We start from the raw sequence: 12,211 nt of genomic DNA on the forward strand, positions 1-12,211 counted from the left end.
AAAAGAAAGGAATACGCGTGTGAAAGCAGAAATAAAGAAATTACCTGTGATTATTGTTGGAATCATTAGTATTACTGTGGGACTAAATATGTTTTTGCTTCCACATCAAATTGCTTCAGCAGGCGTAGGATCAATTGGTTTTCTTCTAGAAATGGTCTTGCTGATCGACCGGACATTGATTGTTTGGGCAATCAATCTAGCGATGCTGTGTTTAGCTTTTATCTTTCTGGAAAGAGCAGTTTTTTTTAAAACTCTGATAGGTAGTTTGATATTTCCGATTATTTTAGCATACACACCGGCTTTGGTAATCACCCAACATTTCCCAATCGCCTTAGTCGCTGGCAGTTTTCTATTTAGTCTTGGAATATTCATTCTTTATCAAATCGGCGCGTCAAACGGCGGGGTTACGGTTCCCCCATTGATTTTCAAAAAATATTTTGGAATCGAACATGCTCTAGGCGTTTTACTTACAAATACCGTGATCATCGCTCTAAACCTTGTGATTCTTGGGATAAGACAAGCGGTTATCTCTGCCATCTCCATTTATCTCATTTCATTTTTCATGAAAAAACTATTACAATTTCAAACTCAATTTTTAGCTATTAAGCCGATTGATTTAGTGAATGAGAGTTCGCCTATTCTAGATGAACAACCTAATAAAAATCTAGCAGAATAAGCATTGTAACTAATAGCTATTAGAAAACAACCCATGAAATCCAAAAATAGGAAACTATTTTCGGGGTTTCATGGATTGTTTTCTATCGTTTAATTTTATCCATTCTTTAGTTGGAATGAGTTGAATCAAAATGACCACTTCCAAATAAAGTGTCTGGACATTAGTCCTATCACACACCTAAAACCGAATAAACAGCAGAAACAAAAGTAACATCATTGGAAATAAGGCACCATCCACTAAAACAAATTTCGTGGATGGTGCCTTTTTTTCGAGGCTAAGCACTTATGCTTCGATTTCTTGCTTATCGAGGTAAAAGTACTCTATTGTATCTTATCTTCTACTTTTTATCCTTATTTTCCTCTTTATTTTCTTGTTCTTCATCTTCCTCTTTGATCACACGTTCGACACGATCTTCATCCTTTTGTAATTCACGACGTTTACGTTTGAATAGTCCAAAGAATCCCGCAAAAGCAACAAGTATTCCACCAACAAATTTTCCAAAAATCCCTGAAGTTGAACCAGTCTTAGGTAATTGCTTACCTGAAACATCTTCAGAGTCACTTGTTCCTTGTGTGTTAGTCGTTTGGTTATTACTAGATAATCCATCGTTAGAGCTGTTATCACTTAGTACTTGGGTTCTTACAATTTGATTATCTGTATTGGTAGTCTCAGTTGTTGTGGTACTACTTAAATCAGTTCCTCCACCACCGGTTCTTGGATTTACCTCTGGTGTTGTCGTGCCTAGGTCGGTTTCGCCGTCTCCTGTTCCTGGATCGACTTCTGGTGTGCCTGTTCCTGGGTCAGTTTCTCCGCCTGTGCTTGGGTCTACCTCTGGCGTGCCTATTCCTGGATCGGTTTCCCCGCCTGTACTTGGGTCTACTTCTGGTGTGCCTGTTCCTGGATCGGTTTCCCCGCCTGTACTTGGGTCTACCTCTGGCGTGCCTGTTCCTGGATCGGTTTCCCCGCCTGTTCCTGGGTCAACTTCTGGCGTTGTTGTCCCTGGGTCAGTTTCCCCTCCTGTACCTGGATCTACTTCTGGTGTGCCTGTTCCTGGATCAATTTCGCCACCTGTGCCGGGGTCTACTTCCGGCGTTGTTGTCCCTGGATCAGTCTCGCCTACGCCTGTGCCGGGGTCTACTTCCGGTGTTGTCGTTCCGGGACCAGTCTCGCCTCCGCCCGTTCCTGGATCTACTTCCGGCGTTCCGGTGCCTGGATCAGTTTCGCCGCCTGTGCCGGGGTCTACCTCTGGCGTAGTTGTTCCTGGATCAGTCTCGTCTCCGCCCGTTCCTGGATCTATTTCCGGCTTTCCAGTGTCTGGATCAGTTTCGCCACCTGTGCCGGGGTCTACTTCTGGTGTGCCTGTGCCTGGATCAGTTTCGCCGCCTGTGCCGGGGTCTACTTCCGGCGTTGTCGTTCCGGGATCAGTTTTGCCGCCACCTGTTCCGGGATCGACTTCTGGTGTGCCTGTGCCTGGATCAGTTTCGCCGCCTGTGCCGGGGTCTACTTCCGGCGTTGTTGTACCTGGGTCATTTTCGCCGCCCGTTCCGGGATCTACCTCTGGCGTAGTTGTTCCTGGATCAGTCTCGCCTCCACCTGTTCCGGGGTCTACCTCTGGCGTAGTTGTTCCTGGATCAGTCTCGCCTCCACCTGTTCCGGGATCGACTTCCGGCGTTGTTGTACCTGGGTCAGTTTCGCCGCCCGTTCCGGGATTGACTTCCGGTGTTGTCGTTCCGGGATCGGTTTCGTCGCCTGTGCCTGGGTCTACTTCCGGTGTTGTCGTTCCGGGATCGGTTTCTCCACCTGTGCCTGGATCGACTTCTGGCGTGCCTGTGCCTGGATCAGTAGTTTCTCCGCCACCGGCGCCGGGATCTACCTCTGGCGTAGTTGTTCCTGGATCAGTAGTTTCTCCGCCACCTGTGCCTGGATCGACTTCTGGTGTAGTTGTTCCTGGGGTCACTTGTGGGTTGGTTGCATCCGGTGTTGTTGCATCTGGTGAAGCCATATCCGTCATTGAGGAAGAAATATAAGCAAATTCTCCCCCGATTTGGTAGATATTAAAGTTCGTATCTTTCACAACGATCGTAAAATCACTGCCGCTTCCGTTTGCACCAGTTAAATAACCAGCATACTGAACCCCATTGACCATGATTGGTTGAGCAACAAACTGATTATAAGACACACCGTCTACTGTTATATTGACCGTACTTATAACTGAAGAAAAGTTTGTCTGAGAAACCTGTCCTGTTTTCACAGTTACTGCCGAATTCGCTGTAATCGTGTGTCCGCCATATCCACCACCAGAAAACGTCGCTGTCTGATTCCATCCTGCTAATCCAGCTGCGTCTTCTGCGAGATTACCATCAACTGCTCCCCCAGGACTAATACCTGATTGAGAACCACTATACGTTGGCATCGACATCTCATCTGCGTATGCTGTAGTTGAATCAGTGGCTTTTTGCTCGTCTAAACTAACGGTCACATATTCATATTTCAATGACTCGATCACTTGATCTTTTGCTTGGATTTCATAGTAAGTTGTATTTTCATCCGCTAATTGATCAACGAAATTTACTTTTACATTGATATTGGATTCATCTGTATTTAACCAAGAATCTGTGTTCTCAAAACTCCGTACACCGTGCAAGGATAAAGACGTTTTCAAGCTGTCGACTGTACTACCGAACTGAACAGGTGAGACCAAGTAATGACCATTGATCTCTAAAGGCAATCCATGTGTCGACGAAGAAAATGTGAAATAACCATCTGCTTGATTTTTACCATGGTCGGTAGAAATAGACTCATCATGATAAACTGCATAATAGGTACTACCTTCATAAGTGATGGAAAAATTCTTCTCCATTGCATCTTCAAAATCGCTTTTGATTTCATCTGTTAATTTTGCTTGACCATTTTCTGCTTTCACGTTCAGAGAAAAGCCTGTATCGATTTTCATATTTCCTAATACTGCACCATCATCCGCGGTAAAGTTGGTGCTTTCAGGTTTCGTTTTAGATGAGAAACTTAAGGATTTTTCTCTCGTACTTGCAACTACTTTTGAATCTTTCCAGTTTGCAGAATCTTCATAAGCCTTTTCTTTGGATTCATATAAATGAGGAGAGACCGTTTTATAATTATCTTGTGAAGTTACCTTCACATTCGGATTTGCTTGGATCAATTGCCGATAGCTTGACATTTTCATTACTTGCGCATCACTTGTAGATAAAGTGGAAGTTTGGTAATAAACGTCCGCATCTTTGATTCCTAGAATTTGTTGGATATCATATGCCGTATGACTATCGCTGACTTTGATCCCTTCTCCTTCATACATAGAAGAAAGTTTTTCTTTACTTGGTAGTTGATCCATTAACTTAGCTACAAAGCCAGTATTTGTCTTCACACTGCTACTTTGACCTTTTTGTAAGGATTGATTCAATTCATCCACAGAAGTATGTTCAATATCTTGGATGGTCTCATCTTCAACAAGTCGCTTTTCGGACAAAGAGGAACTGTCTGCAGAGGCAGAAAGATTTGGAATCGTGACGCCACCGATAAATGCACCAGCACCTACTGTCAATAGTGCGCCAGCTTCAATCATTCGCTTTTGTTTTTTTGACATCTCTTTATCTGGTTTATTTAATTTCATTTGATCTTTCTTCTTTGCCATCACGACCACTCTCTCTTTCTTTTTCCCTAACTAAAGAGGCTAATATTTTTGTAAAACCTAGAGGATTCTTGTAGCCATGTTCATAAAAGAAATCCGTAAATTCAATTTCTGGCACGGTCACATTTTTTTGGATTGCTAAACTGATGATATTGACATATTGAGAAATATCAACTGTTCCTAGAACCTGCAATCCTAAGATTTTTTTTGTTTTCTTCTCATAAACTAGAGAAATACTTGAATAATGATTCTTTCTGCCTTTTTCAATTGGTGAGTATTTGACAATCGATTCATGCACAAGCTGTCCGCCACGCTCTAGATAACGATTCTGGTAGTGTACTTCTTCTGCATCATATCCGAATTTTCTTGCTTGATTCAATGTAATCCCAGTATTCGCAATGGTAAATCCATCCATATTGAATTTATAAGTCCCTGTGGTCATTGCTACTTCTTGCTTTTTCTCGTGGATATTGACAGCAGCGATCAGTCCTTGACGAAAAGCATCGGAAGCATGAGGATTATAAATATTTTCTTTGGTCAAGTCCATATAAGTCGTAGAACAATCCCCTATCGCTAAAATCGAATCATCTGTTGTATACATGTACTTATCAACGACGATTGCTCCACGGTCACCGGTTTCGACTTGTCCAGCTAATAAGAACGAATTTGGTCGGAAGCCAACAGAAACAAAGACGCCATCTGCACGGATAGTCAAATCAGAAGAAGTTTCAACTTCGATTTTAGGTCGACTCCAGATTTTTTTATCAATTGTATGGTAGCTTGTCACTCTAGTACCTAGTAATAGTTGGATACCTTCTTCTTCTAGTTGCTTCTCTACTTCGATTGCGGCATTCTCATCCAAATATTTGTCAAGGATTCTTGCATTTGATTGGATCAAAGTGACTTTCATTTTTCGTTGAGCTAAGATACGAGCAATCTCTACACCGACCAGTCCAGCGCCAATCACTACCGCATGATGGGCTTCTGATATAAATTTTTCAATTGCTTCAGCATCCTTACGCTCTTTCAAAAGAAAAAGTGTCTCATTCAGTTTTCCGCCAGTTGGAGGAAGGTTGGGATACGAGTCCGCAGCCATGATCAATCGGTCATAAGTTATTTCGTGCTCATGTTGACTTAACACATTTCTAAAATTCAACGTCTTCTTTTTCGCATCGATGTTGGTTACTTCTTTTTGAATGCGTAAATCCACTCCTTGAGCAATAATTTCATGCGGTGTTGCATAATTTGCTTGGGAGTGGATATCTTGATGTCCCATCAAAAATAATGGGATTGTTTGGGAGACAAATGTTATTTCATCTTTTTTTTCAAATACGATTACTTCATCGTCTGGATATTCCTCACGAATACGAAGTGCTGCGGCAATCCCCGCGTGGTTTCCTCCAACAATTATGATCCTCATCAACTGCCTCCTTCATTAATAAAAGCATGCTATAAAATATACATAAGGTTATTTTTAATCTACTATTTATATAAATTATATCACTTAGAAAGACTAGTTGTCAGTTATAAAGGTCTAACCACTAAGACGCAATGAAGCAACTATTTCCTCTTCCATTTATTCAAATCGGTATATTAAAGAATATAATCTTTCTTGCTTCAACGGATGAAATATACCGTTCATTTTTTTAGTAAACATCCAGTCATAAAGTAGATATGCTTATTTGTTGAATGTCATAAAAAAATAATTTTTTACGATATCAACTATATGTAGACGGACATATGAAGTTCCCATTCCATTGTTGGTTTAACTACACGGTGACTATTTGATTATGGATGAATATAATAAATATAACGTTATTTAAAAAAGAGCCATAGAACGGATCGATCAACCATTCCATGACTCTTTATTCTTTTTTATTTAGTAGGACTTATCGCCCCTGTTGCTGCTAATGCTTTCACATCTTTGACACCGAATGTCTCTTCCCAATCTTTCCTAAAATCTGTCACTGCCTTATGAATGGAAGGCATACCGAATACTTGTGCAAAAATATCTGGTGACGCAGTAATACTGTGCGCCCCTTGGCGACAAGCATGATTGACTTGTGCAACATTTTTAAAACTAGCAGCTAAGATCTTGCTCTGAGATTGCGTTCGTTCGATTTCCATTGCTAATGCTTTGATAATAGCAACAGCATCGATATTCAGATTTTCCATACGGTTATAATAAGGTGCCACATAATCGGCACCTGCGGCAATTGCTAAGTATCCTTGCATTTCAGAGTAGATAGCGGTTGCAGTGACATATGCTCCTTTGGCTTTCAGTTGTTTGATGGCAGCCAGTCCTGGTTCGTTTACTGGTACTTTAATGAAGATATCCTTACCAAGGTGATCCATGATTACTTGGGCATCAGTTAAGATTTCCTCCGTTGTTTCTCCAACTACTTGTACATGTAAACTTGCTTTTCCAATGAGCTTCTTGATTTCTTTCAAGTGAGCAAACAAATCAATCTTTCCTTCTTTTTTGATGATTGAAGCATTCGACGTTACTCCAGATAGCGGAAGGATCGATTGGTAATAACTAATTTTCTCAATATTGATCGTATCTAACATAAATTCCATTTTATTCATCCTTTCAACAGATATGTTGCTCTGTATTTTACTTAATACTGATTTTAGTCTTGATACCAATCTCAACGATTTCTTTTCCTTCGACGTATAAAGTACCTGGAAGTTCAGGTGTTACCGCTCCATCAAATTTAATTGTGATATGTCCAAGCTCTTTTAGATTATCATTGACCAAACTTCCGACAGACGTGATGCGATAGCTTGTCTCATCGACGAAGAGCTGTTGTCCTACTTTGATCTCTCCGTGGATTGGCTGAAGTTCAATATGGTAACAATAGGCTGATAGCATATCGGGTGCATCTTTTCCAAATAGTATCACGAGCTTCTCTTCTTTAAAGAGCGTAGCTTCTGCGCCAATCGAAGTGACTTTTGTTGAATAAACTGACATTTTTTTCCTCCTAGATTCAACTATACATTCCAAAGCTTGCTATCCATGCGACTAACACCCTAGGTACACCGTTTAAAAAGCGTGAATATAAAACGGAAGGTACGCCAACCTCTACTGTTTCAGCCTCTGCTTCTTCTAAGCCTAATCCGACAGGGATGAAATCACAAGCATTTTGAGTATTGATGGCAAATAACGCAGGTAAAGCAAGCTGTGGTGGAATATTGCCTTTTCCGATCTCCACCCCGATCAGTGTCCCGATGACTTGGCTGATTACTGCCCCAGGTCCTAATAATGGAGAAAGAAACGGTAAGGAACAGATAAAACCGATGATCATCAACCCCCAAATATTCCCTGCTAAAGGTGCCATAATATTGGCAAAGAAATTACCGATACCAGATCCTTGTATGATCCCGATCAACAAAGAAACAAATGCCATGAATGGAATGACCGTATTGATCATCGTCTGTACACCTTCGCGCGCGGACTGATTAAAAGTTGCCACTACTTTTCCTGCACCCATGCCGATTTTTGCAATAAAATTCTGCTGTTCAGCTTTTTGTTCAGTAATTTTTTTGCTTGTATCGTATTTATATTCACGTGCTGCTACACGCTTATTTTCTATGTTATCAGATTGACCGACTGTGCCTTCTTCAGTAGTCAGTGTGATTTGATTGATCCCTACTGCCGAGACGTAAATGTCTTCTGTAATGTATTGTGCTAATGGTCCGCTTTTTCCTGTTGGTACGACATTGATCGTAGGTATTCCTTTTTTTGGATAGATCCCACAACGCAACGTTCCTCCGCAATCAACGATTGCTAAAGCGATTTCATTATCTGGGATAGAAGTTTTAAAGCCATTGACTGCTTCCATGCCTGTCAATTCAGCAATTTTATCGACGATTGCTGGCTTTTCTCCCCCACCAGTAATATAAATGAATTTGTGTTTTTCTTCTGTTGGTGTGATCACTAATGGCCCTCCGAACCCACCAGTTCCTCTTACAATTCGAATACTATGATAGCTCATTTTCTCACTTCCTCCTTATTCTGTCGCTGTTTCTACTGTTTTACTCAGGGTAACCCCTTGTTGTTTACAAACATATGCGGTGGTAAAATCTGTCACCCAACCACCAATAAAATTCATAAGAATTCCGACAAACATATAACGTACAGCTAATTCCATTGAATTTAATCCTAAGGTTGTGATTCCTTGGGCGATTCCTAACCAAACAAATAATTCACCCGGATTGATGTGGGGAAAGACGCCATTGCTCGTATGACAAAATTGTGCTTGAGAAGCATAATAGCTTGGCTTGTAATATTCAGGCAAAAAGCGAGCCATTGTAAAAGACATCGGATTCCCCAACATAAAGGCAGATAAAAAAGGTAAGATCAAATATCTTGTGACGGGATTCTTCGTTGATAGTTTGGCAACTTTAGTTACTCGTTCTTCACCTAAGAAAGCAATCAGTGTATTCATTGCGACCATTAGGATCAACACTACAGGGACGATACCAGTCATCCAAGATATAAAAGTTTCCGCACCCGTTTCAAATAAACCGATGAAGCCTTCCGCAAATTTTGTGATATATTCCATTATTCAACACTCCTTTTTTTTGATAGGTATTGTTTTTTCCATAAACTGAATTGAATGCCAAGCATCGTAAGTGGGGAAGGTAGCGATTCTTCTTGATAATTGCCTAGTTCTACCCGCAAATAGATTTCTCTGGCATTTGCCATTGCTTGTTGCACCAATTTATTTTCTGTTCGTACCAAAGGATGATAGTTGTCGATGTAGTGGATATCTGTTCCGATATATTGTGGCAATAGACGAAATTTTGCTAGAACAGTCACGCCCTGCATCTTTCGCGCATCAATAATGATCCCTTTTTGATCGACAGCAAACATGACGATCGTTCCTGCTTTGATTTTTCCAGATCGACGACCGATAGCCACCTTCCCTTTTCTGCGCATTTCTAGATAGATTTGATTAAAGTGCTTGATTTGTTTCATTCCAAATATTACTTGCAGTCCGTAAGCAACAAGTGCAAATGCGCCGAATATATATATGAAATTCATGTTATGACCCCCTTTCGTATCATCCAATTTTGTAACCCAACTAAATCATCCAAACGACATAGTTCACTTCTAAATTCAGGATCGCCAATAACAGCAAAAAGCTGATCATACAGTTTTAGCAATTCTTTTTCTTTTTCCATCGTTAGATCTTGTGGAATGGCTAACAACAAGACGACTTGTACTTGTCCGTTGATCGTGGAGATTCCTTTCCTAAAGATACCCACTGATAAAATAATTTCAGCCGATTTTTTATTGATGGCATGAGGAAAAGCAATGCCATATTCAAAAATCGTACTCCTTAACTTTTCTCTAATAAACAGTTGCTCCTTAAATTCTTGATCGACTAAGCCTTTGCTCTCAAGAGATTCAAGCATATGATCAAGATTTTGTTTGTAGGGTTTCTTTTCATTTAAAATCTCAAAATCTAATTTTAAGTGATGAACGTTTGCGGCTCTCAACTTTTCTGCTTTACGCCACTCTTCTTGCAACCAAGTTTCGTTGAATAGATTGATCAATCGAATGATTGGGATATGTTTCTTTACATTTTTCAGCGGAATGGTTGTAAAAACAGCAAAATATTGGTCTAAGTCTTCCTGCTGATACTCCTCCTCAGAAAAATGGACCATGATGATTTGCGGACCCAAAACCCGTTCCAATTGACGGCGAATAATCAAGGCTGTTCCTTTTCCGGTATTACAGACGATTGCAATTTCTTTGTGTTCGTTGTTACTGGTTTGTTTCCTCAATGCAAGTTCAAAATAAAAGGCAATATAGCTGATTTCAACAGTCGGAACCACTCGTTGTAACTGCTCCCCGATCTGCTGTAGACCAATTTTTGCCAGTTCATAGGCTAGAGGATATTGGGATTCGATTTCACCATAGAACAGATCTTGAAGCTCTATTCGAAAAATCAAACGATTGAGCATGTAAATGAAGTGCTCTTTTATTTCATGGACTAAGAAGGTTTCATCAAATTCTACTAGTAAATTTTGATGAATTGTCTCTATCATTTGTTGAAATAACTGTTCGATTTTTTGCTCATCAATAGTAGACTTATCCATGCCAGCAATAGCACTTATATTAAGAGGAAAACTGAGAAAAGCTTGTTCTGTTTGGCTTAATGTGATGCTATATTCATATTCCAAATGATGGATCAATTCGACAAAAGCAGGATGACTCGTCATAAGGTCCATATATTCATTTGGCAAATCTACCAGTATATTTCCTTTAAGGAGTCGTTTCATTGTAATAGAAATCGTTTTTTTCAAAAGAAGGCCCTGATTTTTAGGTAAATTAAATTTTTGAACTACGTGTTCTACGAAATCTTGTGTGCGTTCTGATAATGGACGTTCGGCAAAATATTCTTGTACATAATGAAGGTGTAACAGTCGTAGATCCAGTTCTTCTCCACGCATACGCAGTCCACGATTCGGCGTTCCAATCACTTCGACATTAAAAGAGGAAATCAGTTTTTTCATCACTCGTAGATCTTTAACGACAGTACTTCGGCTGACCCCTAATGCTTCTGACAGATCATCGATCAGCAAAAAATCTTTTTGCTCGATCAGCTTCTTGACGATAAAGAAAACTCTTTTACTGCAAGAATTAAAATCGCTCTTCCGCCTCAAACTGCCGTTCATTATCAAATCAAATTTTTCAAAATTTTCAATTTCGATATGAAAATCATTCTTATGTTGAACGATTTCTGCAATTCCAATCAATTCTTCGTTTAAAGATTCAATGCTGGTTTTTACCGTTTGCGTACTTGTATTCAGCTGTTGTTTCAAACTGCCGATCCTCATTTCTTTGTGGGTAACCAGTAATTGTAGAATTTGATACCATCTGTTCACCACCGTCATTTACTTCCCCCACTTTTTATCCTCTAGTTTTTCCTCCGGCCACATTTGTGGTTACTCCAGTGATATAACTCGAACGATCAGATAGATAGTAACTAACTAAGTCAGCGACTTCTTTTAATTTCCCGCTTCGACCTAATGGAATCGTGCTCGTTTTGGCATAACCTGCTCTAAGCTCTTCAATCGTGATGCCACGAGTATAGGCCAAGGCTTCTTCATAAGAAAGTGTGCGTAGTCCGGTTTCCTCCATGATTCCTGGGGCGATCCCTATTACCCGAACATTTGATTTTCCTAACTCTTTTGCCCAAGATCGAGTAAAGCTGTTGACAGCGGCTTTCGTTGCCGCATACGCACTTTGCCCCTCTGAACCTTCAAGTCCTGATTCAGAAGACATATTGATGATTACTCCTTCTCCTTTAGCAACTAAGATTCTACTTACTGCTTGAGTCATCAAATATAATCCTTTTTGATTGATTGCGATGATTTTGTCAAATACTTCCTCGGATAATTCATATCTCCCATGCGCTTGCTTTTTATCCACTAATAAGCGTGGAATGTTGATGCCTGCATTGTTGACCAAACCATCTATCGTACCAAAGTGGTCCTTTACTTTTGCAACTCCAGCTTCTACTTCTTGTCGTAATGTTATATTGGTTTTTACAAATAATAATCGTTGATGTTTAAGTGTCGAATCTTTAATATCAAAATTTGCTACATTGACATGTTGTTCCAATAGACTTTCTACGATACTTTTCCCGATACCAGAAGATCCTCCGGTTACAATAATCGTTTTCCCCTCAATGTTCAGCCAATTTGTCATAAGCTATCACCCCTTTTTTTGTTTACGCTTTCAGTATAGCTACGTAGAAGAAAATAATTAAGTCAGACTTTTTTTGAATTTCCAAAAAAAATCTGACTTAATGTCTTTTTATGAGTGATGTTTTTTTTATTTACTAGTTCTTTCCTTT

Annotated in this window: 10 protein-coding genes; 1 reads left to right on the forward strand and 9 read right to left on the reverse strand. The window is 40.0% G+C overall.

The window, feature by feature from the left end; translation table 11 throughout:
• Positions 1–19 precede the first annotated feature (19 nt).
• Positions 20–676 (forward strand): YitT family protein, encoded by a 657-nt coding sequence (locus tag IGK01_RS08860; protein WP_010735027.1) that lies wholly within the window; start codon positions 20–22, stop codon positions 674–676.
• Positions 677–1,013: 337 nt separating this feature from the next.
• Here the strand turns inward: IGK01_RS08860 and IGK01_RS08865 are convergent, their stop codons facing one another.
• The 9 genes from IGK01_RS08865 to IGK01_RS08905 form a co-directional block, all read right to left on the reverse strand.
• Complete coding sequence (locus IGK01_RS08865; RefSeq protein ID WP_438840673.1) at positions 1,014–4,340, reverse strand: LPXTG cell wall anchor domain-containing protein; 3,327 nt, start codon at positions 4,338–4,340, stop codon at positions 1,014–1,016.
• Positions 4,306–5,757 (reverse strand): FAD-dependent oxidoreductase, encoded by a 1,452-nt coding sequence (locus IGK01_RS08870; protein ID WP_438840674.1) that lies wholly within the window; start codon positions 5,755–5,757, stop codon positions 4,306–4,308. Before IGK01_RS08870 ends, IGK01_RS08865 begins: the two co-directional genes overlap by 35 nt.
• A gap of 455 nt (positions 5,758–6,212) precedes the next feature.
• Positions 6,213–6,917, reverse strand: a complete 705-nt coding sequence (locus IGK01_RS08875; RefSeq protein WP_153830221.1) for a fructose-6-phosphate aldolase — start codon at positions 6,915–6,917, stop codon at positions 6,213–6,215.
• A 37-nt stretch (positions 6,918–6,954) separates the two neighbouring features.
• A complete protein-coding gene (locus IGK01_RS08880; RefSeq protein WP_010735021.1) occupies positions 6,955–7,311 on the reverse strand; it encodes a PTS glucitol/sorbitol transporter subunit IIA in 357 nt (118 codons plus the stop codon).
• A gap of 16 nt (positions 7,312–7,327) precedes the next feature.
• A complete protein-coding gene (gene srlE, locus IGK01_RS08885) occupies positions 7,328–8,335 on the reverse strand; it encodes a PTS glucitol/sorbitol transporter subunit IIB (protein WP_010735020.1) in 1,008 nt (335 codons plus the stop codon).
• A 15-nt stretch (positions 8,336–8,350) separates the two neighbouring features.
• Entirely contained in the window at positions 8,351–8,905 is a 555-nt protein-coding gene (srlA, locus tag IGK01_RS08890; RefSeq protein ID WP_019723990.1) for a PTS glucitol/sorbitol transporter subunit IIC, read from the reverse strand.
• The gene (locus IGK01_RS08895) at positions 8,905–9,387 is read right to left on the reverse strand and encodes a transcriptional regulator GutM (protein ID WP_010735018.1); all 483 of its coding nucleotides are present in this window, start codon (positions 9,385–9,387) and stop codon (positions 8,905–8,907) included. Before IGK01_RS08895 ends, srlA begins: the two co-directional genes overlap by 1 nt.
• The gene (locus tag IGK01_RS08900) at positions 9,384–11,246 is read right to left on the reverse strand and encodes a BglG family transcription antiterminator (protein ID WP_438840675.1); all 1,863 of its coding nucleotides are present in this window, start codon (positions 11,244–11,246) and stop codon (positions 9,384–9,386) included. Before IGK01_RS08900 ends, IGK01_RS08895 begins: the two co-directional genes overlap by 4 nt.
• A 16-nt stretch (positions 11,247–11,262) precedes the next feature.
• Positions 11,263–12,063 (reverse strand): SDR family oxidoreductase, encoded by an 801-nt coding sequence (locus tag IGK01_RS08905; protein WP_010735016.1) that lies wholly within the window; start codon positions 12,061–12,063, stop codon positions 11,263–11,265.
• Between the last annotated feature and the right edge of the window lie 148 nt (positions 12,064–12,211).

It is taken from the genome of Enterococcus sp. AZ080 (assembly GCF_051714945.1).
In the GTDB taxonomy this organism is placed as follows: domain Bacteria; phylum Bacillota; class Bacilli; order Lactobacillales; family Enterococcaceae; genus Enterococcus_B; species Enterococcus_B pernyi.

Coding starts and splice junctions, on each gene's coding strand:
- srlA (WP_019723990.1), bottom strand. CDS start 8,905: ATGGAATATATCACAAAATTTGCGGAAGGCTTCATCGGTTTATTTGAA.
- IGK01_RS08900 (WP_438840675.1), bottom strand. CDS start 11,246: ATGACGGTGGTGAACAGATGGTATCAAATTCTACAATTACTGGTTACC.
- IGK01_RS08905 (WP_010735016.1), bottom strand. CDS start 12,063: ATGACAAATTGGCTGAACATTGAGGGGAAAACGATTATTGTAACCGGA.
- IGK01_RS08865 (WP_438840673.1), bottom strand. CDS start 4,340: ATGGCAAAGAAGAAAGATCAAATGAAATTAAATAAACCAGATAAAGAG.
- IGK01_RS08880 (WP_010735021.1), bottom strand. CDS start 7,311: ATGTCAGTTTATTCAACAAAAGTCACTTCGATTGGCGCAGAAGCTACG.
- IGK01_RS08895 (WP_010735018.1), bottom strand. CDS start 9,387: ATGAATTTCATATATATATTCGGCGCATTTGCACTTGTTGCTTACGGA.
- IGK01_RS08870 (WP_438840674.1), bottom strand. CDS start 5,757: ATGAGGATCATAATTGTTGGAGGAAACCACGCGGGGATTGCCGCAGCA.
- IGK01_RS08875 (WP_153830221.1), bottom strand. CDS start 6,917: ATGGAATTTATGTTAGATACGATCAATATTGAGAAAATTAGTTATTAC.
- srlE (WP_010735020.1), bottom strand. CDS start 8,335: ATGAGCTATCATAGTATTCGAATTGTAAGAGGAACTGGTGGGTTCGGA.